Consider the following 26,421-nt stretch of genomic DNA (forward strand, 5'->3'; position numbering starts at 1 on the left):
GCTTTGCCGGGCCTTCCTTCTGACTACCTACTCGGTGTTGCGTACTACCGCATCAAGCCTGCTTACTCGGCAACAGCCTTGCCCGAAGCGTCCTTCACGTTCGCCTTCCATTGCTTCTCGATCTCGGCCGTCACCGACTTCGGCAGCGGAATGTAGTCGAGCGAGGTCACGGCGTCGCTGCCGTTCTTGAAGCCCCAGCCGAAGAACTTCAGCGTTTCCGCACCTTGCTGAGCCTTGTCTTGCGACTTGTGCAGCAGGACGAACGTCGCGCCGACGATCGGCCATGCTTGAGCGCCCGGCTCGTCCGTCAGGATCTGATAGAACGACTTGTTCCATTCAGCTCCCTTTGCGGCTTCCGCGAACGTGGCCGTATCCGGAGTCACGACCTTGCCGTCGTGGTTCTGCATCTTCGTGTAGACCATGTGGTTTTGCTTCACGTAGGCCCACTCGACATAACCGATCGCACCCGGCAGACGCTGGATGAACGCGGCGACGCCGTCGTTACCCTTGCCGCCCGTACCAGTCGGCCAATTGACCGTCGTGCCTTCGCCCACCTTCGACTTCCATTCCGGGCTAACCTTCGACAGGTAGTCGGTCCAGATGAACGTCGTGCCCGAGCCATCGGCGCGGCGCACCACGGCGATTGCCGTATCGGGCAGCTTCACGCCCGGGTTCAGCTTGGCGATAGCCGGGTCGTTCCACTTCGTGATCTTGTTCAGGTAGATGTCGGCCAGGACTTGACCCGACAGCGTCAGCTCGCCGGCCTTGATACCCGGCAGGTTGACGGCCGGCACCACGCCGCCGACCACCGTCGGGAACTGGAAGAGACCCTGCTTTTCGAGCTCGTCGTCCTTGAGCGGCATGTCCGAACCGGCGAAGTCCACGGTCTTTGCTTCGATTTGCTTGATACCGCCTGCCGAACCGATGCCTTGATAGTTGACCTTACCGCCGCCCGACTTAACGTAGGCGTCGGCCCACTTCGTGTAAAGCGGTGCGGCAAAGGTGCTGCCCGCGCCGGTGATGTCGGCGGCTTGCGCGGAAACGGCGAAGAGCACGCCGGCCAAGCCAGCGAACGCGGTTTGCATCAATTTCATGGAAATAATCCCCCAGTGGTGTGGTCGTGTATGCGCGACACCGCGAAGATTAGGTCGAAACTGTGACAGTAATATGACTACCGATGAAGCGTACATGACGTTTAGCTTTCCAAACGAAAGGTTCGCCATGCAATTCGCGTAAAATGCCGTGAATTAGGGGAAGATGCAGGCAACACGTCCCGCGCAGCAGCACAAGCGTAGACGAAAAACGCTGCCTCGGCAGCGTTTTTCCATGGGTGGTTACATGCGACGCGGTTCAGGTGGTGGACTGCTCCACCACGCGTGCGATGTCTTGCGCGTGACGCACCGCCGCATCCCGCTGGCTCGCCTCGACCATCACGCGCAGAACGGGCTCGGTGCCCGAGGCGCGAATCAGCACGCGCCCGGTACCGTCGAGGGCGCGCTCGGCCTGCGCCACGGCCTGAGCGATGGCGTCGCTCTTCTTCCAATCGGCGCCGGGCCGCATCCGGACGTTGATGAGCTGCTGCGGGAACAGGGCGACGCCCTCGAGCAGTTGCGCGAGCGTACGTCCGCTGCGCTTGATCGCCGCGAGCACGAGCAACGCGGAGACGATGCCGTCTCCCGTCGAATGCCGATCCAGCGACAAAATGTGTCCTGAGCCCTCAGCGCCCAATTGCCAGCCGCGCTCGCGCAACTGCTCGAGCACATACCGGTCGCCCACCGCCGCGCGCACGAACGGCACGCCCTCGCGCGCCAGCGCGACTTCCACGGCCATGTTCGTCATCAACGTACCCACGGCGCCGGGCACGCGTCCCTCGGTGGCCATACGGTCCTTGACGAGGACATAGAGCAATTCGTCGCCGTTGAAAAGCCGGCCCGATGCGTCGACCACTTGCAGGCGGTCGGCGTCGCCATCCAGCGCGATGCCCAGATCGGCCTTGTTCGCGCGCACGGCCCGGACCAATGCGTCCGGTGCGGTCGCACCGACGCCGTCGTTGATGTTGAAACCATTCGGCGCAACGCCGATCGGCACCACGTCGGCGCCGAGTTCATGAAAGACGTGCGGCGCGATGTCGTACGCCGCGCCATGCGCGCAATCGACGACGAGCTTGAGCCCGTGCAAATCGAACGACGCCGGGAACGTGCTCTTGCAGAACTCGATGTAACGCCCGGCCGCGTCGTCCAAACGCCGAGCCTTGCCGAGCTGCTCGGAGCTCGCGCAGACTAGCGGCTGCTCGAGCTGCTCCTCGATCCGCAGTTCGACTTCGTCCGGCAGCTTGTTGCCGTCGGCGCTGAAGAACTTGATGCCGTTGTCGTAGTAGGGGTTGTGCGAGGCGCTGATGACGACGCCTGCCGCCAAGCGCAGCGCCCGCGTCAGATAGGCCACACCCGGCGTCGGCATCGGCCCGGCGAGCATCACGTCCACCCCCGCGGCCGAAAATCCCGATTCGAGCGCGGCTTCGAGCATGTAGCCCGATACGCGCGTGTCCTTGCCGATCAACACCGTCGGCCGCGACCCGGCGTTCGCCCATCGGTCCGCCTGCGCCAGCACTTTGCCGGCCGCATAGCCGAGCCGCAACACGAAGTCGGGCGTGATCGGCGCCTCGCCCACCTTCCCCCGAACGCCATCTGTGCCGAAGTAACGACGTGCCATCCTTGGATCCTTTTGCTCTCGAGTGTATTGATTCGTTTGTTCTGTCCGTCAGCGAACGGCGTCTTGCGCCTCGCGAACGGCGGCCCATACCTTCAACGCGTCGACGGTTTCCGCGACGTCGTGCACGCGGACGATCGCCGCCCCCCGCTCCACCGCGCAGACGGCCGCCGCCACGCTCGCCGCCACGCGCTCGGCCGGGGCGTTGCGCCCGGTCACCGCGCCCAGCATCGACTTGCGCGACATGCCGGCCAAGATAGGGAACGGCGCTCCACCCGCGGCAGGCATCGGTGCGCTTTGGCGCAAACGTGCCAGCAGCGCGAAATTATGCTCGCGCGTGGCCTTGCCGAAACCGAAACCAGGGTCGACGCAGATTCGTTCGCGCGCGATGCCCGCTTGTGTCAACGCTTCGACACGGCCCTGCAGGAACGTGCGCACATCGTCGACGACGTCTCCATAATCGATCTCGCCGCGCTGCATTGTCTGCGGCTCTCCGAGCATATGCATGACGCACAGGCCGCAGTTCGTGTCGCGCACCGCATCGACGGCGCCCGGGCGGCGCAAACCCCAAATGTCGTTGATGAGGTCCCCGCCCGCCGCCAGCGCCGCGCGCATGACCTCGGGCTTGTACGTGTCGATCGACAGGGGCACGTTCATGCCGGCCAGCGCCTCGACAATCGGAGCGACGCGTTCCAATTCTTGCGCGAGCGGGACGGCCGGCGCGCCGGGGCGCGTCGACTCGCCGCCGATATCGATGATGTCCGCACCGTCCGCCAGCATCCGTTCGGCCTGACGCAGGGCGTCGTCGCGCGCGGCGTAACGCCCGCCGTCCGAAAACGAATCGGGCGTGACATTGAGAATGCCCATGACGAGCGGGCGCGAAAACGTCAGCGTGAAGCGCCCGCAGACGAGCGGTTCGGGGATAGCGGGACGGAGGGGCTCAGGAATCGACACGGAACGACAAAAAAGTGAAGGCAGCCGGGAGACGCCGGCGCGCCTGCTGCTCGGAACTCGAAGCTCGCGTTGCTCGGCGCGGCTGGCCCGCGTCCAAACGACGGTGCTTGAGCGAATGCGCAATCCACGACTGCCGAAGAAAACCGCAAAATCAAAAAATACGGGCCGGTGCTTGGCGCACCGACCCGTCGTCTTTAGGCTAGTCGCTTCAGGCCGGCGCAGTCGCGCTGCCCGGTCGTACTTCCGCGCCGGCGCCGCCGCTGCCGCCCGACGACGCATCGGTCGACGGGACGCTCTTGGGCGAGCGCGGCGGATGGCCTTCCATGATGTCGTTGATCTGATCGGCGTCGATCGTCTCCCACTCCATCAACGCGGCCGTCATGGCTTCGACCTTGTCGCGATGCTCATCGAGCAAGCGCCGCGCGAGATTGTATTGCTCGTCCAGCAGGCGGCGAATTTCCGCGTCGACCTTCTGCTGCGTCGCTTCCGAGATCGTCCGCGTGAAGCCGCGGCCGAACGGCGACGCATCGTTTTCGTCATCGACGTAGACCATCGGTCCCAATGCGTCGGTCATACCGAAACGCGCCACCATCGCGCGCGCCGTCTGCGTCGCCTTGTTGAAGTCGTCCGACGCGCCCGTGCTGACCAAATTCAGGAATAGCTCTTCCGCCACGCGGCCGCCGAACAAAATAGCAAGCCGATCGAGCAAGTAATCCTTCGAATAGGTTTCGTTGTCATGTTCGGGCAGCTGCCACGTCACACCCAGCGCGCGACCGCGCGGAATGATCGTGACCTTGTGGACGGGGTCGGCCTTCGGCAGCAGCTTCGCGACAACGGCGTGACCCGATTCGTGGTACGCGGTGGCGCGCTTCGCATCCTCGCGGATGACGGCCGACTTGCGCTCCGGCCCCATGAAAATCTTGTCCTTCGCGTCTTCGAAGTCGAGCATCTCGACGATGCGTTTGCCGCGGCGGGCGGCGAACAGCGCAGCCTCATTGACGAGATTGGCGAGATCGGCGCCCGAAAAGCCCGGCGTGCCGCGCGCGATGACAGACGCATCGACATCGTTCGCGATCGGCACCTTACGCAGGTGCACCTTGAGAATCTGCTCGCGGCCGCGGATATCGGGCAGACCGACATAGACTTGGCGGTCGAAACGGCCCGGGCGCAGCAGCGCCTTGTCGAGCACGTCGGAGCGGTTCGTCGCCGCGATCACGATGACGCCCGAATTCGCTTCGAAGCCGTCCATTTCGACGAGCATCTGGTTCAGCGTCTGCTCGCGCTCGTCGTTGCCGCCGCCCATGCCGGCGCCGCGATGACGGCCGACCGCATCGATTTCGTCGATGAACACGATACAAGGCGCATGCTTCTTCGCTTGCTCGAACATGTCGCGCACGCGCGCCGCGCCCACGCCGACGAACATTTCGACGAAATCCGAACCCGAGATGCTGAAGAACGGCACCTTCGCTTCGCCCGCGATAGCGCGCGCGAGCAGCGTCTTACCGGTACCCGGAGGGCCGACGAGCAGCACGCCGCGCGGGATGCGCCCGCCAAGCTTCTGAAACTTTTGCGGATCGCGCAGGAAATCGACCAGTTCGGAGACTTCTTCCTTCGCCTCGTCACAGCCTGCAACGTCGGTGAAATTGATCGCGTTGTTGTTCTCGTCGATGAGGCGCGCTCGAGATTTGCCGAACGAGAAGGCGCCGCCTTTGCCGCCCCCCTGCATCTGCCTCATCATGTAGAACCAGAACCCGATGATCAGGATCGTCGGCCCCAGGTAGTAGAGCGCGGAAACGAGTGCGTTCGGCTCGTCGTCAGCCTTGCCGCTCACCTGGACGCCGTACTTCATCAGATCGCCGACCATCCAAATGTCGCCCGGCGACACGATCTGGTACTTTTGACCGTCTGCTGGAGTGACCGTCAGATTGCGCCCTTGAACGATGACGTTCTTGACCTTGCCGTTCTTGGCGTCGTCCATGAACTGCGAGTACGAAACGCCTTCCTGAACGCGGGGCTTGTCGAACTGCTTGAACACCGTAAACAGCACCAGTGCGATGACCAGCCACACTGCTGCCTTCGAAAACATGTTGTTGTTCAAAGCCCACTCCTTCCTCATAGACGGGTGCCTACATTTTCCTTGCGGCACACCAAAGCATTCTAATCCAGTAGGCTAGCCCCTGCCATAACGTTTCGCTACCACGAAAATAGCGTTTTCGGGCATGCCGACGACGTTTTTGGCGCCGCGGCGGGGCAAAACCGCCTTCATTGCCGCCCGATCACCCGGGCCGCTTCAAAACCTTGCCCAAAATGAACGTTTCGGCCGATTTGTCTCGCGACGCCTTGGGCTTGCGGGCGGCGACGACCTTGAACTGGCGCTTGAACTTCTCGACGATCTGGCTGTAGCCGCTGCCGTGAAAGCATTTCACGAGCAAAGCGCCTTCCGGCTTCAGATGCGCCTGTGAGAATTCGAGTGCGAGATCGCAAATATGTTCGATTCGCGCGGCATCGGCGAGAGCCACGCCCGACAGATTGGGCGCCATATCGGAAATTACAAGGTCCACACGGCGATCGCCGACAACTTCCTCCAGTTGGGCGAGCACGCTGTCCTCGCGAAAATCGCCCTGGATGAAGTGGACGTCGGCGATCGGTTCCATCGGAAGAATGTCGAGCGCGATGATCGTGCCGTCGATCCCGCCTTCGCGCGCCGTATCGCGCCGGGCGCCCTGCGCGAGCTTATTGCGGGCGTACTGGCTCCAGCTGCCGGGCGCCGAGCCCAGGTCGACGATGACCTGCCCGGGGCGGATGAGCTTGTCCTGCACGTCGATTTCCTTGAGCTTGTACGCGGCCCGCGCGCGGTACCCCTCGCGCTGGGCGAGCTTCACGTACGGGTCGTTGATGTGATCGTGCAGCCACGATTGATTGAAGCGGTTTTTTGCCATCGAAAGGTCGTCTATTGCTGCGTCGAGCAGCACTTTTACTGCGCCCAGCCGCGCTTTTGGCGGATAATACGCGTTTTGCCGGCGCGCCGTCCGGTCCCGCCGGCCCTCGGTTCGGCCTGCCGGATCGTCCACGCACCCACTCGCGCGGCCGTCCCTATTTTAGTCGAGTCGTTCACCACCCTATGCCCGCCCTCAAAGTCTCTCCCGCCCAACGCGCCGATCTGCGCTCCCAGGCCCATGCGCTCAAACCGGTCGTGCTGATCGGGGCCGAAGGACTGACCGACGCCGTGCTGGCCGAGATCAAGGTCCATTTGACCGCGCATGAACTCATCAAGATTCGCGTGTTCGGCGACGAACGCGATGCGCGCGTCGAGCTCTACGAATCCATCTGCGACACGCTGGGCGCCGCACCCATCCAGCACATCGGCAAATTGCTCGTGATCTGGAAGCCGCAAGCCGCCCCAGCCGCCAAGCCTGCCGGCGCACGGGGCAAAACGGCGATACCCACGGCGCGCGAAGCGGCCGCCGATTCGGGCAAACGCGGCGCCGCACCGCGCGTCGTCAAGGTCGTCAAGCAATCGCAATCGAATACCGTGCGCCGACCCAAAGCGCAAAAAGTCGTGGTGCGCGGCAACGAGCGCGTGACGGCAGGCGGCACGGTCAAGCGGGCGAAAAAGCGCCAAACGAGCGCGAAGCGTCAGCATCAAACGGCGAAATAGCCGGGTAAATCGTTCCGGCGGAAGGAGCCGCAGGCGGCGCGCGCCGCCGTTCAGGCTCAGGCCGCGGCGCCCGCCGCTTCTGCGGCCCGGCCGTGAGATCCCGCCGGCAGCATCCAGACCAGCGCGAGGCCGATCAGCGTCTCGACGAGGTAGAACAGGCTTGCGATGCCATGCAGCAAGCCAAAGCGCGCGGCATAAGGCGAATGTGCCAGGTCGAGCCCCGATTCGCGGGCCGTCGAACGTAGCGCGTCCATAAACGGCTGCAAGCCGAAGTATCCGATCAGCACGCACAGCAGCATGCCGGCCACCAGCCATCGCAGCCGCCGATACTCCGACACGCCACGCCGCACGAGCACATTGCCCAGTGCGAGCGTCAAAATGCCGCAGATCACCCCGACAAATGCCTCGATACGAAACAGTCGAGCCGCGACATCGCCCGCGACCGAGCGCTGAAGCATGGCGAACAAGGTGGGGGCGACGACATAGCCGATCGTCAGCGCGCTGCCGACCCAAACGAAGGTCAGCAGGCGGAATACGCGATGAGGGGCGGAAGACACGAAGTACGCTCGCCTAACGATTAGACCGAGTTAGACGTAGCGCACCGACATGATTTCGTACTCGCGCACGCCTCCGGGCGCTTGCACGGCGGCGACGTCACCCTCGAACTTGCCGATCAGGGCGCGAGCGATCGGCGAGCTGACCGAAATCAGACCGTGATCGATATCGGCTTCGTCGTCGCCGACGATCTGGTACGTCACCTTGGAACCGGAATCGAGATCTTCGAGTTCGACCGTGGCCGCGAACACGACGCGGCCTTCGGCGTCGAGCGTGGCGGGATCGATCACCTGCGCGGCGGCCAGCTTCGATTCGATTTCGGCGATGCGCCCTTCGATGAAGCCCTGTTTTTCCTTGGCGGCGTCGTATTCGGCGTTTTCCGACAGATCGCCTTGCGCGCGCGCTTCGGCAATCGAATTGATGACGGACGGACGCTCGACCGATTTCAAACGCTGCAGTTCGTCGCGCAGTTGGTCGGCGCCTCGCTTCGTCAAGGGAATCGTGCTCATAGACAGATCAGTAAACAAAAAAACGGCAATCAAAAAAGCACCGCGGTTAAGTGCATCCCGCCTGATAAGACGCCCTGGCGGGATACCGCTTAACCGCGGCACGTGGGGTGTGATGCGACCCCAGCTTGAATGAAGTAATCGAAGGCCTAGTTTAGGCGACCATGTAGTCCTTGTAAATCATAGACTTCCAAGTTCTTCAGGTACCGCAGGCCTTCGACCGCGGCGCGCGCGCCCGACATCGTCGTGTAGTACGTGACTTTGTTCGCCTGCGCGCTCATGCGAATCGAACGCGAATCGGCGATCGCCGCCCGCGTTTCGTCCACGGTCGTGAACACGAGCGCAATCTCGCCGTTCTTGATCATGTCGACGATGTGCGGGCGGCCGTCCTTCACCTTGTTGACGACCTTGACCGGCACGCCGGCCGCCGCGATCGCCGCGGCCGTGCCCTTCGTCGCGACGATCGGGTAGCCGAGTTCGTGCAGCATGGACGCGACTTCGACCGCCTTCGGCTTGTCGGCATCCATGACCGTCAGCAGTACGGTGCCCGATTCGGGCAAGCGCGAACCGGCCGCGAGCTGCGACTTGAACAATGCCTCGCCGAACGTCTTGCCCACGCCCATGACTTCGCCCGTCGAGCGCATCTCGGGCCCGAGCACCGGATCGACTGCCGGGAACTTCACGAACGGGAAGACGGCTTCCTTCACGCTGAAGTACGGCGGCTCGATCTCCTTCGTGACGCCCTGCTGCTCGAGCGACTGGCCAACCATCGCGCGCGCGGCGATCTTCGCGAGCGGCAGGCTCGTGGCCTTCGACACGTACGGCACGGTACGCGACGCGCGCGGATTCACTTCGAGCACGTAGATGACGTCGTCGATCTTGCCGTTCGTGTCGCGCACTTGCTGAATCGCGAACTGCACGTTCATCAGCCCGACTACGTTGAGCGCCTTAGCCATGGCGGCCGTCTGACGCTTGAGCTCCGTCACGGTCGCTTTCGACAGCGAGTACGGCGGAAGCGAACAAGCCGAATCGCCCGAGTGAACGCCCGCTTGCTCGATATGCTCCATCACGCCGCCGATGAACACGGCGCTGCCGTCGGAGATGCAGTCGACGTCGCATTCGATCGCGTCGTTCAGGAAGCGGTCGAGCAGCACGGGCGAATCGTTCGAGACCTTGACGGCCTCGCGCATGTAGCGTTCGAGGTCGCGCGGCTCGTGCACGATCTCCATCGCGCGGCCGCCCAGCACGTACGACGGACGCACGACGAGCGGGTAGCCGATTTCATCCGCCAGCGCGAGCGCTTCGCTCTCCGCGCGCGCCGTGCGGTTCGGCGGTTGACGCAAGCCCAGGTCCTGCAGCAGTTTTTGGAAGCGCTCGCGGTCTTCGGCCGCGTCGATCATGTCGGGCGACGTGCCGATGATGGGCACGCCGTTCGCTTCGAGATCGAGCGCAAGCTTGAGCGGCGTTTGGCCGCCGTACTGCACGATCACGCCGAGCGGCTTTTCCTTGTCGACGATTTCGAGCACGTCTTCGAGCGTCAGCGGCTCGAAGTAGAGACGATCGGACGTGTCGTAATCGGTCGACACCGTTTCCGGGTTGCAGTTGACCATGATGGTCTCGTAGCCGTCCTCGCGCATCGCGAGCGCCGCGTGCACGCAGCAATAGTCGAACTCGATGCCCTGCCCGATCCGATTCGGACCGCCGCCCAGCACCATGATCTTCTTGTTCGACGTGGGCTGGGCCTCGCACTCTTCCTCGTAGGTCGAGTACATGTAGGCCGTTTTCGTGGCGAATTCGGCAGCGCAGGTGTCGACGCGCTTGTAGACGGGGCGCACGTTCAGCTCGATGCGGCGGCGGCGCACGTCGGCCGCACTCGCCTTCAGGAGCTTCGCGAGGCGCCGGTCGGAGAACCCGCTGCGCTTCAGGAACAGCAGCTCGTCCTTCGACAAGCTCTCGAGCGTGCGGCCGGCCAGCGCCTTTTCGTTGCGCACGATCTCTTCGATTTGCGCGAGGAACCAGGGGTCGATCGCGGTTTCCTCGAACACTTCCTCGAGCGTCATACCGAGACGGAACGCGTCCCCGACGTACCAAATGCGCTCGGGCCCAGCCTCGCCGATCTCGCGCACGACTTCGTCGCGGTCGAGCGTTTTTTCATCGAGACCGTCCACGCCCACTTCCAGACCGCGCAGCGCTTTTTGGAACGACTCTTGGAAGGTGCGGCCGATCGCCATGACTTCGCCGACCGACTTCATCTGCGTCGTCAAACGCGAGTCGGCCTCGCGGAATTTTTCGAACGCGAACCGCGGAATCTTGGTGACGACGTAGTCGATGGTAGGCTCGAACGAAGCCGGCGTCTGCCCGCCCGTGATTTCGTTCTTGAGTTCGTCGAGCGTATAGCCGCACGCGAGCTTCGCCGCGACCTTCGCGATCGGGAAGCCCGTGGCTTTCGATGCGAGCGCCGACGAACGCGACACGCGCGGATTCATCTCGATGACGATGATGCGGCCGTCGCGCGGGTTGATCGCGAACTGCACGTTCGAACCGCCCGTATCGACGCCGATCTCGCGCAGCACGGCGAGCGACGCGTTGCGCAGCAGCTGGTATTCCTTGTCGGTCAGCGTCTGCGCCGGCGCGACCGTGATCGAATCGCCCGTATGGATGCCCATCGGGTCGAGGTTTTCGATCGAGCAGACGATGATGCAGTTGTCGGCGCGATCGCGCACGACTTCCATCTCGTACTCTTTCCAGCCGAGCAGCGATTCTTCGATCAGAAGCTCGCGCGTGGGCGACAGATCGAGCCCGCGACGGCAGATTTCCTCGAATTCTTGACGGTTGTACGCGATACCGCCGCCGGAGCCGCCGAGCGTGAACGAGGGGCGAATGACGATCGGATAGCCCGAACCGCCCGTTTGCCCCGCGATGTCGGCGTGGACCTTGAGCGCCTCTTCCATCGAATGCGCCGTACCCGACTTCGCCGAGCCGAGCCCGATCTTCGTCATCGCATCCTTGAACTTCTGGCGATCCTCGGCCTTGTCGATCGCCTCGGGAGAAGCGCCGATCAGCTCGACGCCGTACTTGGCCAGCACGCCATGGTGGTGCAGATCGAGCGCGCAGTTCAGCGCCGTTTGGCCGCCCATGGTGGGCAGGATCGCGTCGGGGCGCTCCTTGTCGATGATGCGCTCGACGACTTCCCACGTGATCGGCTCGATGTAGGTGACGTCGGCCGTGTTCGGATCGGTCATGATCGTCGCCGGATTGCTGTTGACGAGGATGACCTTGTAGCCCTCTTCGCGCAGCGCCTTGCACGCCTGCGCGCCCGAATAGTCGAACTCGCAGGCCTGACCGATGATGATCGGCCCCGCGCCGATGATGAGAATGCTCTTGATGTCTGTCCGCTTGGGCATAACGCTCTCGCTAATGTCTTTCTGATGTATTCGATGGGCGGCGGCGCGACGGTGCGCGCCGCGACACGGCAATTAAGCGGCGGCGCTGCCGCGCTTGGCGTCCATCAACGCCGTGAAGCGGTCGAACAGGTAGCCGATGTCGTGCGGACCGGGCGATGCCTCGGGGTGGCCCTGGAAGCAGAACGCCGGCTTGTCCGTCAGCTCGAAGCCCTGCAACGTGCCGTCGAACAACGAAACGTGCGTGACGCGGGCGTTGGCGGGCAGCGTGCTCGCATCGACGGCGAACCCGTGATTCTGCGATGTGATGACGACGCGGCCGTCGGCCAAATCCTTCACAGGGTGATTCGCGCCGTGATGGCCCGTCTTCATTTTGACCGTCTTGCCGCCGACCGCCAGGCCCATGATCTGATGACCGAGGCAGATGCCGAAGGTCGGGATGCCGCGCTCGATGAACGCCTGGGTGGCGGAGATGGCGTAGTCGCACGGCTCCGGATCGCCGGGGCCGTTCGACAGGAAGATGCCGTCCGGATTGAGCGCGAGCGCGTCCGCCGCGCTCGCTTGCGCGGGCAGAACCGTCACGTGGCAGCCGCGTTCCGCGAGCATGCGCAGGATGTTGTACTTCACGCCGTAGTCGAACGCGACGACGCGGTATTTCGGCGTGCGCTGCGCGCCGAAACCCGAGCCCAGACGCCACTCGGTTTGCGTCCACTCGTACGCCTTGGCCGTGCTGACGACTTTGGCGAGATCCATGCCAGCGAGGCCCGGGAACGAGCGAGCGAGTTCGATCGCCTTCGTTTCGTCGGTGCTGCCCGCCAGAATGCAGCCGTTTTGCGCGCCCTTGTCGCGCAAAATGCGCGTCAGGCGGCGCGTATCGATGCCGGCGATCGCGACCACGCCTTCGGCCTGCAGGTAATCGCCGAGCGTGCGCTCCATGCGAAAGTTCGAGGCGCGCGCGGGCAGATCGCGCACGATCAAGCCGGCTGCGTGCACCTTGGTCGACTCCACGTCTTCGGCGTTCACGCCGACATTGCCGATGTGCGGATAGGTGAGCGTCACGATCTGGCGCGCATAGCTCGGATCCGTCAGGATCTCTTGGTAGCCAGTGATCGCGGTATTGAACACGACTTCGCCGATGGTATGCCCGGCCGCGCCGATGGCATAGCCGCGAAAGATCGTGCCGTCGGCGAGTGCGAGCAGTGCGGGAGGAAATGACGGCAACACGGGAAGCTCCTTCAGGAACACCGCGCGCCGACCTGTTTATCCGACCATGCGATCGCTCGCTGCCTTTGCGTGGCGCAAGCTCGCACGCTGCGGCGTCGGATTCGGCGGTGCTCGAGGCTTCGATCCATTGACCGGATGTGCTCGAAGGGCACCGCTCGCGACGTCGAAGCGCGGCGGATGAACGGGATGAATGAGGTAGGCGCTAGGGTGCGGGTTGGATAGTGCAAACTTTCAAATTATAGCCGAAATACCCCTTCCCTACAATCTGAACCCGTCCCTCCCGCGCCGGCGTACGCTTCGCGTGCGGCCCGTGCATGGGTGGCGAGAGGACGTCACAGACGATCCTACACCTGCAGGCAGGCGCCGCAAATCGGGAGGCCCGCAGCCCTATTCCTCCGACACATGGCGCCTCGGAAACGAAAACGCCGTCACTCGGTGACGGCGTCGCAAACAACGTGAGGTGAATCGGAGCGTCTACCGCGCACCGCCCCCGCGGCGCACGGCCACCTCGCGAGAGGCCGCTTATTTTTGCTTGGACTTGCGCGCCCCGGACGCGGCCTTCGTGCGGCCTGCCGCGACCTTCGACGCCTTTTCCGCGGGCTGCGACGAACCGGCGCGCGACTTCGTCGTCTTCCCGCCGTGGGCCGCAGCCTTGACGACGCGCGTCGCAGCGTGACCCTTGGCGCGCTTATCGTAGCGCGATTTCGGCTTTGCATCGTCCGCGCTCGCATCGATTTTTTGAGCGCGCGCGCCGTCCGGCACCGCCGTCGCGATTTTTTGCGGTCCCGGCTCGGCCGGCACGGCGCGACCGACCGGTACGTGCAGTACGATCACTTGGCCGGGCATGACCAGCGAGCGATGCGTCCTGTTCCACGCCCGGACCTGGCCGACCGACACGCCGTAGCGCGCCGCGATGGCTTCCATCGATTGCTTCCGGCGTACGCGAATCAGCATCTTGCGCGTATCGGGAACGTCGGGCTCGACGGCGAGCACGGCGCTTTCCGCCACGTCGGCGCTGATGTCTTCGTCATCATCGTCGCCGCGCGGCACCACGAGCGTCGAACCGGGCTTCAAACGCATGCCCGCGGGAATCTTGTTCACCGACATCAGCGTCTGCGCGTCCACGCCGATCTTTTCGGCCAGCGCCTGCGGGCGCGTACGCTCGGTCACCGTATAGGTGGTCCACGAAGAAAGCTGTCCGCCGAAGCTCTTGAGGTTGTGCTCGAACGCGCTGGCGTTGTCGAACGGCAGGAGAATCTGCGGCTGCGTCGCGCCGACGATCACGGGCTTCTTGAACGACGGATTGAGCGCGCGGAATTCGTCCGTGGTCATGTTCGCCAGCTTGGCGGCCACGTCCACGTCCATGTCGTGCGAGGTCGTCACGGTCACGAAGTAGGGGTGATTCGGAATCGACGGCAACGTGAGGCCATACATCTGCGGATTGGTCACGATGTTCTTGACCGCCTGCAGCTTCGGCACGTAATTGCGCGTTTCGTTGGGCATGCGCAGGCTTTCGTAGTCGGTGGGCAGACCCGCCGCCTGATTGCGCGCGATGGCGCGCTGCACGTTTCCTTCGCCCCAGTTGTAGGCGGCGAGCGCCAGATACCAATCGCCGAACATATCGTGCAGGCGAGAGAGGTAGTCGAGCGCGGCGCCCGTCGAAGCCAGCACGTCGCGGCGCTCGTCCAGCCACATGTTCTGCTTCAAGTTATAGGTGCGCCCCGTGCCCGGAACGAACTGCCACATGCCGGCCGCCTTGGCGACCGACAGCGCCTGCGGGTTGTAGGCGGACTCGATGAAAGGCAGCAAGGCGAGCTCGGTCGGCATATGCCGCGATTCGAGTTCCTCGACGATGTAATACAGATATTTCTGCGAGCGCTCGGTCATGCGCTGCACGTAGTCGGGACGCTGCGCGTACCAATTCGCCTGCATGTCGACGAGGTCGTTCTTCAGATCGGGGATCTGAAAACCGCGGCGAATTCGCCCCCAGAGATCCGAATCCGCGCTCGTCGTCAGCTGATCGACCGAGCTGTTATCGACATCGATGGTCTGCTTGGCGGCGGTGATGCGCAGGGAGTCGGTTGTGGCGGTGGGGTTGGCAGCGTCGGAAGGTGAGGAGGCCGTTGGTCCTTGGCTCGCGCACGCGGCGAGCATGAGGACCAATAGCGCACTGAAGATAAATCGCATGAACGTCTCTGCTTCCAAAGCTGGAAATTGCAGGCGATAGTACGAAAGGGATTGGCTCGCGTCAACTGGAAAAGAAGGGAAAAAACCAGTCAAATCCGCGACTTGCCGCGTTTTCTCCATCTTTCAGTCGAAATTTGCGCCGCATGCAACCCTTTCGCAAAACCCCAAAAAGACGAAAAAGCGGCGCGTCGGGTCGTTTTCATCGCAAAAATAGGCTGTTGGGAGGCATGGTCGGCATCTTTTGACTAGAGGATTACGCCTGCGAGCGCCCAACGGCCGTCCGTACGTCAGCGAGCGCCGTTATCGAAACCGGTTTTTCCACTCGCGCATCAACGTGAAAGATTGGAGTCGGTCCGATATCGACTCGTGCAATTGTTCGCCAAGCGCTCGCTGCAGCGCGGGCGCTTCGGCGCGAAGAAACGGATTCACGGCCCGCTCGTGCGCGATCGTCGTCGGCAGCGTCGGCACGTTGCGCTCGCGAAGCGCGGCGGCCTGATCGCGCCAAGCGCGCAATTCGGCGTTCTCGGGATCGCAGGCAAGGGCGAACCGGATATTCGATAGCGTGTATTCGTGGGCGCAATGCACGCGCGTCTCGCCGGGGAGCGCCGCCAGCTTGTCGAGCGAGGCGAGCATTTGAGCCGGCGTGCCTTCGAACAAGCGTCCGCAACCGCAGGCGAACAGCGTGTCGCCGCAAAAGACGTGCGGCGATGCGTCGGCGCCGCCCGGCTGGAAGTAAGCGATGTGGCCGCGCGTATGGCCAGGCACATCGATCACGTCCAATTCGAGATGCGGAAGGGATAAACGAACGTGGTCGCCGCCGGAAAGCGGGTGCGTGACGAGCGCAATGCCTTCCGCGGCGGGCCCGTACACGGGTATAGGGGTATCGCCTATGAGCTCGGCGACGCCTCCGACATGGTCGGCGTGGTGGTGCGTGAGTAAAATAGCGCTCAGTCGCCAGCCGCGCTCAGCGAGATACGCCCTGACCGGGGCCGCCTCGCCCGGGTCGACGGCGACCGCATCGCGCCCGTCCGATACGAGCCAGATGTAGTTATCCGCAAACGCCGGGACCGGCACGTATTCGAGCGTATTCATAGGCGACGCACTCACCACGATGTCTGACCGACCGATTATAGACTGGCCCGCCTGGACCGATTCACCGGCCGGGCGTTACGTGCTGGATTGGGAGCAAGCGCAGCTCGACAGCCTCGTGTCGAACGTGTTCGGCTACCACGCGCTGCAGCTCGGCCTGCCGCAGCTCGATGCGCTGCGCGAGAACCGCATGCCGTGTCGCGCACTCGTGCTCGACGCGGCGAGCGGCGCGAGCGCGCCGTACACGTACCCGCAGCGGCCGCCGCAGACGGTCGAGCCGCATCGATCCGACCCCGCCGGCGTCGCTGGCCGGTACGCGCCGGGCGCGCGCCCGACGCTTTGGTGCGACCTGCTCGATCTGCCGTTCGAGGCGCAAAGCGTGGACTTGCTCGTCATGCCGCACACGCTCGAGTTCACACGCGACCCTCACCGGCTCCTGCGCGAAGCCGAACGCGTCTTGATGCCCGAGGGCCAGCTCGTGATTCTCGGCTTCAATTCCTTGAGTTTATGGGGGGCACGCCATGCGTTCGGCAAGATGACCGGCCGCCCGTTCGTGCCGGCCTCGCACGACCTCATTGCGTTTACGCGAATCAAGGACTGGATCAAGTTGCTGGGATTCGAGCTTGAACGCGGACGCTTCGGCTGCTATCGTCCGCCCCTCGCCAATGAAAACTGGCTCGAGCGGTTCGCCTTCATGGAGGCGGCCGGCGATCGCTGGTGGCCGATTTTCGGCGCGGCTTATATGGTGACGGCGGTCAAACGCGTGCGCGGCATCCGGCTCGTCGGCGCCCTCAAGGCGAAGAAGCCCGTGCTGGCGCCGGGTCTCGCGCCGGCCGCGACGCACCAGACGCACCAAACACCTAACCCGAGAATATGACGTGAGTGACGTGACGCCCGAGTTCATCGAAATTTTTACCGACGGCGCCTGCAAGGGCAATCCGGGCCCTGGCGGATGGGGCGCCCTCCTCCGCTTCGGCGCGCAAGAAAAGGAGCTGTTCGGCGGCGAAGCGAATACGACGAACAACCGTATGGAGCTGATGGCGGTCATTGCCGCGCTCGAAGCGCTGAAGCGTCCCTGCAAAGCGATCGTCCATACCGACTCGCAGTACGTCCAAAAAGGGATCAGCGAGTGGATCCACGGCTGGAAGAAAAAGAACTGGATGACGGCGGCCAAAACGCCCGTGAAGAACGCCGATCTCTGGAAGCGCCTGGACGAACTCGCGGGGCTGCACCAAATCGATTGGCGCTGGGTGAAAGGCCACGCTGGCCATCCCGAGAACGAGCGGGCCGACGCGCTGGCGAACCGGGGCGTGAGCGCGCTCGCGGAAAGCTGATCGCCGCTGGCCCTTCGTTCGTCGGGCGCGGAACGCACCGCGCCGTTTGCACCGCTTTTTCACGAGACACACGAACCATGCGTCAAATCGTTCTCGATACCGAAACCACTGGCCTCAATGCCCGAACCGGCGATCGCATCATCGAAATCGGCGGCGTCGAACTCGTGAACCGCCGGCTCACGGGCAACAATTTGCACTTTTACATCAATCCCGAGCGCGACAGCGATCCGGGCGCGCTGGCGGTGCACGGGTTGACGACCGAGTTCCTCAGCGACAAACCGAAGTTCGCCGAGATTGCCGATTCATTGCGCGACTACCTGCGCGATGCCGAACTCATCATCCATAACGCGCCGTTCGATCTGGGGTTTCTGGAAGCCGAATTCGCCCTGCTCGGCCTGCCGCCGTTCAGCGAACATTACGCGAGCGTGATCGACACGCTCGTTCAGGCCAAGGCGATGTTCCCCGGCAAGCACAATTCGCTCGACGCGCTGTGCGACCGCTTCGGGATCAGCAACGCCCATCGCACGCTGCACGGCGCGCTGCTCGATTCGGAATTGCTCGCCGAAGTCTACTTGGCGATGACGCGCGGGCAGGAAAGCCTTGTCATCGACATGCTCGGCGAAGCGCCGGCGCACGACACGCAGGCCGCGGCGAGCCGCAAGGCCGTGTCGTTCGAAGCCTTTGCCCTGCCTGTGCTGGCAGCGGACGACCTCGAGCTGCAAGCGCATGAGGCCGTGCTCAACGATCTCGATAAAGCGATGAAGGGCACGAGCGTTTGGCGGCGGGAACCGGCGCCGGAGTCGGCCGACGACGCGGTCGACGCACGCGCCGCATAAAAATTGCTTTACGAGCGGCCGCGGGTCTGACATAATTCGAGGCTCTTCGGGTGGTTAGCTCAGCGGTAGAGCACTGCCTTCACACGGCAGGGGTCACTGGTTCGATCCCAGTACTACCCACCAGATTCATGGGTACGTAGGAAGCCCGAAGAACAAAGGCCCTCTGGCGAAAGCCGAGGGCCTTTTTCTTTGCGTTTGCAAACCTCGCGGAATGCCCTTTTGGCGCAGGAGCAATGCACCTCGAAAATCAGCCCAGACAACGACCAACGACGGTCTGGAGCATCCAGTGGCATCAATCTTGAAGCGGGAAAACTATTGGCGCGCGTTCATACGCCTGCGCGGCTACCCCACCCAAACGCGCACGTTCGACACAAAGGCTTTAGCCGAGGCTTGGGCACGGTGCATCGAGTCCGAAACGGATCGAGGGAGCTTTGTCGATAGAACTTAAGCGGAGCGCAACACGCTTGACGACCTATTGAAGCGATACGCTAAGGAGGTCTCGCCCCATAAGAAGAGCGGTGCGGGCGAAATCGAGCGGATAAAAAACTGCGCGAAGACCTCATTTCACAATACAAAATCACTGCTCTATCGAGCAAGGTCATCGCGGACTACCGCGATCGCCGACTGGCCGGCGATGCAAAACGAAAACCGGTCACAGGATCGACTGTCAACCGTGAGCTAACGCTCATTGGGCACGTCCTCAATGGGGCGCGCAAGGAATGGGACGTCCACATAGACGTCAACCCGGTATCACTCATCCGTCGTCCGCGAGAAAACCGATCCGCACCCGTCGGTTGTCGCACGACGAAGAACAGCCATTGCATGCAGAATTATCAGACAGTCCACGCGACGAAAACAGTCGCTTTGAACTCGGTGGCAGTCGAAACGACCGAGTAAAACCGATCATCATTATCCGGTCGGGACCGCAATACGGCGCACCGAAATCTTGTCGCTGCTCTGGGGCCCGACGTGTTTCACGAGGACCGATACGTACCGCTGCACGATACGAAGAACGGCGAATCGAGGGACGTGCCACTATCGAGCCGTGCTATTGCAACGTTGTCCGCCCTCCCCCGCCACATCACCGGCCGAGTCTTTCCGTCTCCGCCGATTCGCTGACAAAGGTCTTTCTTCGCGCCTGTGAGCGCTCAGTTCGAAGACCTCCACTTCCATGATCTTCGTCGCGAGGCCTACACGCGCCTCGCAGAAAGAGCAGACAACCTTCTTGAACTGACTGCCATTACGGGGCACCGAACGCTCAAGTACCGCAACGCGTTTACTACAAGGCGCGCGCGAGTGATTTGGCGCGGAAACTCGGCTGATCGTCTCAAAAGCGGCTTGGTGGCCGGAGGCTGCCGTCGCCTGAGATCACGCAGGAGCACAAACAAACGTACTTTCACCGGCACCGCATCCGGCATCATACGCTGCACGCGCGAATCGCTACAGAGTGCTCTACGCGGACGTTGACGCAGCAGGGCCGCGACCAAATAACCTCGCTACTTTAGTCTTTTGGCCCTTGTGGCGTTCCCAGTGCAGAAGCATCTAGTCCAGAGAGCTGCTCTATTTTGACAGGTTGCGGCGACCGATGCTGATCCCGCAGATGAACAGCAGTTTGGTCAATGCTGGGATATACGGTAGTTGCGTTGATGTTGATTCGGTCGAGCTGTTCGAGAATATGAATCTTGTTCCGGATCGTGACTCGACTGATTTCAATCCCGTCCTGGCCGGCATCGGGAAGTGCCGCTTCGTGCCCGAACAGCAGGAAGGCGCCGGACTGCGATTTAATGCGCGTATTAGTGCGTTTTGCCTTCACGCAGATGATAGACCTTAGATCATCCGGGACGATCCGCCCCTCGAAAAACCCTTTCTCCGACTTAATGTGATGGAACAGTTTTCCGGCAACGTCCGTTTTATTAAATGCTTCTTTGTCGAGGCTGAGATCGATATCATTCTTCTGCGCATACGTCAAATTTGAGAGGTTTGAAAGGCAACTGACGGTATCCGAGTCAAAGTATTTCACCACATCCGACGACACTTGGAAGACGATTACCTCACCCTCGACTTCCGATTGGTCAGACTTGCAGGAGCAGGCGAAGAAGAGCGCCACCAGAGGATTGCCGGAGATGTCAAGCAGTCTCGTAGGCAAACCGTAGTGCTGCATGCGCACGAGGCGGTCGAAGCAATACTCATCGCCTTGGAACTCATCGTGATGCGCAATCAGTAGCTCCTTGCAGAGTCGGTCCTCGCTCGGCATGAACTGCCAGTCACCATTTTCCCATTTGCGCAGCAGCGACGGAGTTAGCTCATAACGGGCATCACTATGGCCCCGGAAGAAAGTCTCAGTCGCGACTTTTCCCGGCGAGCCGTAGAGCAGTTGGAGGAAGGACTCCACGCTGTCGGCGACGCCAAGGATCTTCTTATCGCGTGGCGGAGGCTGGATCTCCGCATCCTCAGCAGCGGGCGCCTCTTGCTCCCCAATGAGATGAGCGAGGTCGGGCTTAAGGTTGGCCAATCGGAGCAGCACCATCCGCGCGTCGCCTTCTCGGACTGCCCAGTGAGTGCGATAGAGCTGGAATCGGTCAGCGCCGAACACCGCACCGGCTGCCTTGACGTCGTCGAACTCGACCTCGCCGAAATCGATCAATGTCTCAAACGTCGTAGAGACTTCCTTGGGCCCGGGCGTGGTGTGGGAAATACGACCGTACTTGATGAGCATGGAGACGGCGCTTCCGGTCGACTTGATCTCGCTGCACAGAAAGGTCGGCAATTTTTCGAGAAAGGCGATCGCCGTGGAATCGAGGCTTTCAAGACGCTTCTCGGTGTCGGGCGGCGTGTACTCGAACATGCGCCCCCGACCCATGGTGACGTCATCGACGCTCCCCTCGAGATATTCCCAATTACCGAAGGATATATAGTTGAAGCTTTCCACTATGCGTCCCCATTCCTCTTTCTCTTGTGTTGTTCGACGCCAAGCACAGTCGAGCCCACAACTTTGTGTTCATTTCATTTCACAGGAAGGCATTCCTTCTATGGAGGGATGAAATGACTGTCGCTCATCCGGCCAGGACGTAGGCGAGCAGCGGCCTGTTTGTGTGTCGCCAGCCATGGAGCAGCATTATACCTGGACTCCCTTTCCAACTCGCCGACAGGCGGGCCATGGCTGTCCGGCGACGCTGCTTCGCCACATCACACGACACATTTCACCGCACAAGACTAAATCAACGACGAATACGGATACCCAATTTTGACTAAGAGACTGGATCGGGTCATGGACAAGAGATTTTCCCAATTTCCGGCAGGCCGCATCAGTTCAAATTGTCATGCGGTGACGGTCCGATTCAGAATTAGGTGTAACATCATTATCGTGACAATCGACGACAGCAGCCCGACATAAGCGCCGCCATGTTTCGTCGCGACCGAAACAGTGAACGAATAATCTTCGAAATTCTGCGCATAAAACATCCCGATATGTGTTGACCAACCGCATTTCAGCCGCTTCATCAAATTTATACGTTCCAGGCAAGTCAAATCCGACCACAACACCGACCAACTTGATCCGCAATTTTTCTGATTCATACAGCGCTAAGCTCGTTCAGTTCGGCATGGATAAGTATCAAATTCTCTCTCGACTCTTTCGACAGCTCGACTGGAATCCCTTTTATTAGTAGCTCTTGAATTGCAAGCCAAACTGTCTTTTTGTTAAACTTTGTCGACGGATACACCAGATTCTGAATAATCTCAAGATCGCTTTCGCCGATAATTTTTTCAAGACCAAAATCATCCCATGCTGCATTTATGTCCCCATATGTTTTAATTCTATCAAATACCAAGGAGCCAAATTTGTCGATGTACCGTGCTTTCGATGTCGTACCCGCTTTATCGGAGTCAAGCAGGAGAGTGAATCGCTTACCCCATCCCGTGTATAGCGCCAACAATTGATCCGCCGTCCCTGATCCGACACAGGGAATGAGATCAAAATCAATCGACATCGACAAACAAACAGTCAAAAAATAGCGCAGCCCATAGTAGTCATTTTTTCCCTCGACCAAAACCGCGGACTTAATTGGCTCTAATCGCGAAGGAGTATACTGCAGGACATCTAGCACTGGTTGAAAGTAACTCACCCGGCTCGGATTTTCAGATACAAATTGCCGATAGGGAGTCAATCGAACGTCGGTCTGCGTCGAATCGAAATTATCTGACAGGCCATCGGGCGCCACACCAAGATTTTGTGAAACAAACGTGGCATCAAGCCACTCGGGATTTATAAGATAGTGGCTATGCGTGGTGTAAATTGCTTTAAAATGCTCCGGCATTCCACGAAAGCAGTCTACAAGCTGACGCTGCGCCGAAGAATGAAGATTCGAGGCTGGCTCATCGTAGAGAAACAGCGCCGAGTCCATTTTCGCACCGCGATAGCTTGTCAGCACGATAAACGAAAAGAACCAACGAAACCCGGCCGAGCGATCGGAGAGATCAAACAACTGACTACCATCTTGAATGGCAAATCTCAAATAGATATTTCCACCTTCGTCATAATCACAAGAAACCACGACGTTTTTATTAGAAAGCGTTCGTTGAAATATTTTCTCCCATTGCTCCATTACCGTCCGAGTCACATGCGCTGACATTTTATGAAGCAACGAGGCAAGGTGTTGCCCGTCCCTTTCTGCTGGACTCTTTTTTCTATCGACAATATGTTCTGAAATCGTCAACGTCGGATCTATCGCGCGCAAAATGTCCTCGACTACCTCTCGGTAAAATCCATTAATAGATTTTGTTCGAGAATTTGATTCATCCCTATCCTCAATAGGTTTTGCCCAAATAATTATTTTTCCCGGAAAATCAAATGCCTCGGATCTAAAATACAAAATCGGCGGAAGCATTTTTTCTTCGATATAATTAATAAAATTGAGCCAACTTTCTTGCCCCAACATAGTCGAAAGCACACCAATCTTTCTTCCTTTGGGTTTGCGAATCGCCGGATCGATATTCCATGTTATCTCCTCTTTTTCAAAATTAGAGTTTTTATAATGTATTCGTCGATTTATTGTCAATGTTTCGCCAAATCCATTGACCGGAATGACTCCCAATTTCTCCAATAAAAATTTCCGCATCCCCTGTCTATCGGAATCGGAAAATTTCAACACGGTCGAAAAGACGGTCGTCCCATTGAAATTATATCTTTCGGAAACAGGTATAAATGAATCAAATTGCGTTATCCTGCGCCGAGATGGATCGGGCGCCAACAAGTTCATCGGCGAACGCCCCATCTGACTAATGCCTTCAAGGACGGTTGTTTTTCCAGACTCATTTAACCCCACAATCGTAAATACCGACGCCTGCGGATTTCGCCCCAAATCTATCGCCAGATCCTCAATTCCACGAAAATTCCGAATCCTAAATTTAAGATACTGCATGATCTCCCGCCTATTTTCGATTTATATTCAATTAATTTACCACCAAAAGTATAAGTTAACCACGAAATGTTAAAAAATGAAAGGCCCGGCTACCACTCCCATCAACCCCATTAGAGGGCGGAGGCAAGCAATGTCCAACGACGCTATCGACAGTGTTCCAGAAGACCGGCATCTCAAGTGCTACCGTTCCTCACATGTGGTTCGAAATCGCGCTAATGTTCTTTACTTGTTCCTGCAATCAAGAGACGCAAGCACGATGAAAGACAGAGATTATGATGCCTGCATCAGCCTCCCGACTTTTGCGGCTGCTTCGTCGCCAACGCCAACGCGTCGCAAACGACGCACTTTTGACGCACTACGTGAAACGTCCCCGACCTTCGTCCCGAGGGAAGGTAGATAGGACGCAACATCGACGCAGTAACGACGCATCGGCGACGGCGCGCGGACCAATCCGGCTTTAGGCTGCGTCGATTCGCGCTCGCCATTTTGAATCGAACGAGACGATCAACTTTTGGCGAATGCGTAATTGGCCGACGCGCTTACAAAGCTCCTTACCCCTTCCGCCACGGCCTCTCCGTTCGTGGGCTGCGCGCTCATCGGCACCGATAGAGTAATCACTGAGGTGGCCCACGTCCTTCCCTGCCCGCTCCAAGGTTATTTCGCGGTCGAAAGTGGTCGCCTTCAAATCGGACGCTACTTGATGACGACAACAATACGGATTGCTCCGCGTCCGCAACTGTGGGAATGCGCGTTTGTCGAGGACCACTATGCTGATATAGGGGTAATCTTTGTTGTTCGTGATCGTGTATTTGTCGATCCCGTTGATGGCTCTCCTAGCCTGCCAAGGCGCGTAGAAAGCGTAACGCAGGATTGCTATGAGCATCTACGTTAAATCGATGTGCCGCGCCGGGTGGCCGCGCTCTCGGCCACCTTCGTCCACACATTTCGCGCCCATGATCTCGGCTGCCGGTTGGTCGCGTCCCTTGACAAGGTCGCCCCCTTGCTTATGGCGCGACGATCTGGATGAGAGGTTCTCATCTTGATTGACGCGCGGCACTTGCTCCAGTTCGGCTGGGCGGCATGGGGGCAACCCGTTTGCATGGACGGTTAAGGCAGTTGATTTTTGTTCGGCTGATTTCCTCCATGTTAATCGCTTGCGCGAGTTGTTCATGGTCGGTCAGTGGGGCGCCTATCGCGACCAACACGTCGGCTGGTGGTTGGCAACTCGCCAGCAGCGAGCATTTTTCGTTGATATATCGTTTCGTAGCGGATCAAAGCATGGTAGCTGGTTGCGCTGCGCTGGCGGCCGAGGTTGTACCAGCCCACAATGAAGGCGAACAATACACCTCGACCTTGTTCATGCAATTGGCAGCGCGAGCGAGCCTGCAGTTCGCATTCGAGTGTGGCGAAGAAGCTCTCGCACATGGCATTGTCGAAGCAATCCCCTACGTTCATCACTTTAATTGCTCGTCATGCTTCGACATAAAAAGCGTCCAAGAGTCTGATCGAGGTCCAACTCGTGGGGTTCAGTTCAGCGTAAGCCGTGGGCCTTTTCCGTTGAGCTGAAGATACTCTTGGAGCGCCCTCATTGAGGACAGTCGTTTGTCAAACACCGGACGCCGGCGCGGTCGGCTTGCGCGACACACGAGCCGGCTTCTCACTGAGCTTTTGAAATTCGCGCGCCATCTCGCCAACGCGGACGTACCGAGCACGGGCTTCGATATCGTCGCCCCGCACGCCAGCATCCGCGAAATGCATCTGCCACTTTTCCAGCACAGGCATCATCTCTCTAATCTGCTTGTGCGCCTCGGCTTCCGTGAGCATGAATCGACCGCAATCGGAGAATACGTTGCTCATTGTGGGCTCGTAGTTCAAACGGCCGACTTTCAACTAGTGGTAGTGAATGCCCGGGAGCTGAGGCTGCACGTGGTAGGCAGGGGCGAGATTCCAGTGCCGATCCTGCCAGAGGAACGCGTGATTCTTCTCGTGATCGTCTGTGTTTTCCATTGCAACGTTAAAAAACCATTCGCCTGAACACCTCCTGCGCATCCGCTTTCGGCGCGCGCGAAAAACGACGTGCGATATCCGCGATGTCGGAATACGCGGCATTGGCAATTTCGCCCCCCCTGCGCAATGAGCAGCGTACGAGCGATTGCGAAATGAATGCGCCCGCCGGCGTCGTCGCGATCGAACTGCTCGACCAGCAATGCATTGCGGCCTCCGACGTCCTGAAGATGGGAATTCGGCACCGTAATGGCACTGGTTCGACGCAGGACTCCAGGTAGATCCAAACGTACAGTTCGCTGTTCGTCCCGATCGCGCGACTTTCATTCATCGCTGAACTCCCTTGTTGCCAGGTCGCAGGTTCTGCAATTCCAATGCGAGCGCCGTTTGATCCGCAGCCGGATCTGCAATGCGGGGAAGAAATTGGACCCGGCCGATGAGCCACAACGCCATCGCGTAGACCGAAATGGAAACGGTAGGGTCGCCCGCCTCCATCTTGCGCAGCGTCGGCACCGACACTTGCATGCGCTCGGCGAACGACTGCATG

General features: G+C 60.4%; 22 protein-coding genes and 1 tRNA gene. 5 read left to right on the plus strand and 18 right to left on the minus strand.

The window, feature by feature from the left end:
- Window positions 1-62 precede the first annotated feature (62 nt).
- The 5 genes from pstS to ACTHNR_RS14970 form a co-directional block, all read right to left on the minus strand.
- Window positions 63-1,094: a phosphate ABC transporter substrate-binding protein PstS gene (gene pstS / locus ACTHNR_RS14950; RefSeq protein WP_440548431.1), complete on the minus strand. Its 1,032-nt coding sequence runs from the start codon at window positions 1,092-1,094 to the stop codon at window positions 63-65.
- Window positions 1,095-1,350: 256 nt separating this feature from the next.
- Window positions 1,351-2,709 carry a phosphoglucosamine mutase gene (gene glmM / locus ACTHNR_RS14955; protein ID WP_440548432.1) on the minus strand — a complete coding sequence of 453 codons (1,359 nt, stop codon included), beginning with the start codon at window positions 2,707-2,709 and terminating at the stop codon, window positions 1,351-1,353.
- Between the two features lie 48 nt (window positions 2,710-2,757).
- Window positions 2,758-3,654 carry a dihydropteroate synthase gene (gene folP / locus ACTHNR_RS14960; RefSeq protein ID WP_440548456.1) on the minus strand — a complete coding sequence of 299 codons (897 nt, stop codon included), beginning with the start codon at window positions 3,652-3,654 and terminating at the stop codon, window positions 2,758-2,760.
- Window positions 3,655-3,868: 214 nt separating this feature from the next.
- Entirely contained in the window at window positions 3,869-5,758 is a 1,890-nt protein-coding gene (gene ftsH, locus ACTHNR_RS14965; protein WP_440548433.1) for an ATP-dependent zinc metalloprotease FtsH, read from the minus strand.
- A 178-nt stretch (window positions 5,759-5,936) separates the two neighbouring features.
- Window positions 5,937-6,599, minus strand: a complete 663-nt coding sequence (locus ACTHNR_RS14970; protein ID WP_440548434.1) for an RlmE family RNA methyltransferase — start codon at window positions 6,597-6,599, stop codon at window positions 5,937-5,939.
- Between the two features lie 182 nt (window positions 6,600-6,781).
- Here ACTHNR_RS14970 and ACTHNR_RS14975 point away from each other — a divergent pair, with 182 nt between their 5' ends.
- The gene (locus tag ACTHNR_RS14975; protein WP_440548435.1) at window positions 6,782-7,318 is read left to right on the plus strand and encodes a YhbY family RNA-binding protein; all 537 of its coding nucleotides are present in this window, start codon (window positions 6,782-6,784) and stop codon (window positions 7,316-7,318) included.
- A gap of 56 nt (window positions 7,319-7,374) precedes the next feature.
- Here the strand turns inward: ACTHNR_RS14975 and ACTHNR_RS14980 are convergent, their stop codons facing one another.
- From ACTHNR_RS14980 to gloB, 6 genes are all read right to left on the minus strand, one after another.
- Entirely contained in the window at window positions 7,375-7,875 is a 501-nt protein-coding gene (locus tag ACTHNR_RS14980; RefSeq protein ID WP_440548436.1) for a DUF4149 domain-containing protein, read from the minus strand.
- 30 nt (window positions 7,876-7,905) lie between these two features.
- Entirely contained in the window at window positions 7,906-8,382 is a 477-nt protein-coding gene (gene greA, locus ACTHNR_RS14985; protein WP_440548437.1) for a transcription elongation factor GreA, read from the minus strand.
- Between the two features lie 146 nt (window positions 8,383-8,528).
- Window positions 8,529-11,783 (minus strand): carbamoyl-phosphate synthase large subunit, encoded by a 3,255-nt coding sequence (carB, locus tag ACTHNR_RS14990; protein ID WP_440548438.1) that lies wholly within the window; start codon window positions 11,781-11,783, stop codon window positions 8,529-8,531.
- 72 nt (window positions 11,784-11,855) lie between these two features.
- Window positions 11,856-13,004 (minus strand): glutamine-hydrolyzing carbamoyl-phosphate synthase small subunit, encoded by a 1,149-nt coding sequence (gene carA, locus ACTHNR_RS14995; protein ID WP_440548439.1) that lies wholly within the window; start codon window positions 13,002-13,004, stop codon window positions 11,856-11,858.
- 522 nt (window positions 13,005-13,526) lie between these two features.
- Window positions 13,527-15,191 (minus strand): transglycosylase SLT domain-containing protein, encoded by a 1,665-nt coding sequence (locus ACTHNR_RS15000; RefSeq protein WP_440548440.1) that lies wholly within the window; start codon window positions 15,189-15,191, stop codon window positions 13,527-13,529.
- A 300-nt stretch (window positions 15,192-15,491) separates the two neighbouring features.
- The gene (gene gloB / locus ACTHNR_RS15005; protein WP_440548441.1) at window positions 15,492-16,283 is read right to left on the minus strand and encodes a hydroxyacylglutathione hydrolase; all 792 of its coding nucleotides are present in this window, start codon (window positions 16,281-16,283) and stop codon (window positions 15,492-15,494) included.
- 19 nt (window positions 16,284-16,302) lie between these two features.
- Between gloB and ACTHNR_RS15010 the strand changes: the two genes are divergently transcribed.
- The 4 genes from ACTHNR_RS15010 (at window position 16,303) to ACTHNR_RS15025 (ending at window position 18,573) form a co-directional block, all read left to right on the plus strand.
- Window positions 16,303-17,157 (plus strand): class I SAM-dependent methyltransferase, encoded by an 855-nt coding sequence (locus tag ACTHNR_RS15010; protein WP_440548442.1) that lies wholly within the window; start codon window positions 16,303-16,305, stop codon window positions 17,155-17,157.
- A 10-nt stretch (window positions 17,158-17,167) separates the two neighbouring features.
- Window positions 17,168-17,614 carry a ribonuclease HI gene (rnhA, locus tag ACTHNR_RS15015; RefSeq protein WP_440548457.1) on the plus strand — a complete coding sequence of 149 codons (447 nt, stop codon included), beginning with the start codon at window positions 17,168-17,170 and terminating at the stop codon, window positions 17,612-17,614.
- Between the two features lie 77 nt (window positions 17,615-17,691).
- Complete coding sequence (dnaQ, locus tag ACTHNR_RS15020) at window positions 17,692-18,450, plus strand: DNA polymerase III subunit epsilon (protein ID WP_440548443.1); 759 nt, start codon at window positions 17,692-17,694, stop codon at window positions 18,448-18,450.
- Window positions 18,451-18,498: 48 nt separating this feature from the next.
- Window positions 18,499-18,573: transfer RNA gene (locus ACTHNR_RS15025), tRNA-Val, on the plus strand.
- Between the two features lie 1,378 nt (window positions 18,574-19,951).
- On the opposite strand, the gene ACTHNR_RS15030 is transcribed toward ACTHNR_RS15025, so the two are convergent.
- The 7 genes from ACTHNR_RS15030 to ACTHNR_RS15060 form a co-directional block, all read right to left on the minus strand.
- Window positions 19,952-21,379: an FRG domain-containing protein gene (locus ACTHNR_RS15030; RefSeq protein WP_440548444.1), complete on the minus strand. Its 1,428-nt coding sequence runs from the start codon at window positions 21,377-21,379 to the stop codon at window positions 19,952-19,954.
- 643 nt (window positions 21,380-22,022) lie between these two features.
- Entirely contained in the window at window positions 22,023-23,870 is a 1,848-nt protein-coding gene (locus ACTHNR_RS15035) for an AAA family ATPase (protein ID WP_440548445.1), read from the minus strand.
- 457 nt (window positions 23,871-24,327) lie between these two features.
- Window positions 24,328-24,753 (minus strand): hypothetical protein, encoded by a 426-nt coding sequence (locus ACTHNR_RS15040; protein WP_440548446.1) that lies wholly within the window; start codon window positions 24,751-24,753, stop codon window positions 24,328-24,330.
- Between the two features lie 284 nt (window positions 24,754-25,037).
- Window positions 25,038-25,325, minus strand: coding sequence for a hypothetical protein (locus tag ACTHNR_RS15045; protein ID WP_440548447.1), 288 nt, complete (start codon window positions 25,323-25,325; stop codon window positions 25,038-25,040).
- Window positions 25,326-25,475: 150 nt separating this feature from the next.
- Window positions 25,476-25,745: a hypothetical protein gene (locus ACTHNR_RS15050; RefSeq protein WP_440548448.1), complete on the minus strand. Its 270-nt coding sequence runs from the start codon at window positions 25,743-25,745 to the stop codon at window positions 25,476-25,478.
- 15 nt (window positions 25,746-25,760) lie between these two features.
- Window positions 25,761-26,201, minus strand: a complete 441-nt coding sequence (locus tag ACTHNR_RS15055; RefSeq protein WP_440548449.1) for a HipA domain-containing protein — start codon at window positions 26,199-26,201, stop codon at window positions 25,761-25,763.
- The coding region (locus ACTHNR_RS15060; protein WP_440548450.1) for an XRE family transcriptional regulator at window positions 26,202-26,421 on the minus strand (220 nt) is incomplete at its 5' end.

This window comes from Trinickia sp. (genome assembly GCF_051954495.1).
GTDB lineage: Bacteria > Pseudomonadota > Gammaproteobacteria > Burkholderiales > Burkholderiaceae > Trinickia.

Excerpts from the sequence above, each read along its gene's own strand:
- gloB (WP_440548441.1), bottom strand. The coding sequence starts at position 16,283 with ATGAATACGCTCGAATACGTGCCGGTCCCGGCGTTTGCGGATAACTAC.
- carB (WP_440548438.1), bottom strand. The coding sequence starts at position 11,783 with ATGCCCAAGCGGACAGACATCAAGAGCATTCTCATCATCGGCGCGGGG.
- ACTHNR_RS14970 (WP_440548434.1), bottom strand. The coding sequence starts at position 6,599 with ATGGCAAAAAACCGCTTCAATCAATCGTGGCTGCACGATCACATCAAC.
- ACTHNR_RS15010 (WP_440548442.1), top strand. The coding sequence starts at position 16,303 with ATGTCTGACCGACCGATTATAGACTGGCCCGCCTGGACCGATTCACCG.
- ACTHNR_RS14975 (WP_440548435.1), top strand. The coding sequence starts at position 6,782 with ATGCCCGCCCTCAAAGTCTCTCCCGCCCAACGCGCCGATCTGCGCTCC.
- ACTHNR_RS15000 (WP_440548440.1), bottom strand. The coding sequence starts at position 15,191 with ATGCGATTTATCTTCAGTGCGCTATTGGTCCTCATGCTCGCCGCGTGC.
- ACTHNR_RS15045 (WP_440548447.1), bottom strand. The coding sequence starts at position 25,325 with ATGAACGTAGGGGATTGCTTCGACAATGCCATGTGCGAGAGCTTCTTC.
- glmM (WP_440548432.1), bottom strand. The coding sequence starts at position 2,709 with ATGGCACGTCGTTACTTCGGCACAGATGGCGTTCGGGGGAAGGTGGGC.
- greA (WP_440548437.1), bottom strand. The coding sequence starts at position 8,382 with ATGAGCACGATTCCCTTGACGAAGCGAGGCGCCGACCAACTGCGCGAC.
- pstS (WP_440548431.1), bottom strand. The coding sequence starts at position 1,094 with ATGAAATTGATGCAAACCGCGTTCGCTGGCTTGGCCGGCGTGCTCTTC.
- dnaQ (WP_440548443.1), top strand. The coding sequence starts at position 17,692 with ATGCGTCAAATCGTTCTCGATACCGAAACCACTGGCCTCAATGCCCGA.
- ACTHNR_RS15035 (WP_440548445.1), bottom strand. The coding sequence starts at position 23,870 with ATGCAGTATCTTAAATTTAGGATTCGGAATTTTCGTGGAATTGAGGAT.
- ACTHNR_RS15040 (WP_440548446.1), bottom strand. The coding sequence starts at position 24,753 with ATGCTCATAGCAATCCTGCGTTACGCTTTCTACGCGCCTTGGCAGGCT.
- ACTHNR_RS15055 (WP_440548449.1), bottom strand. The coding sequence starts at position 26,201 with ATGAAAGTCGCGCGATCGGGACGAACAGCGAACTGTACGTTTGGATCT.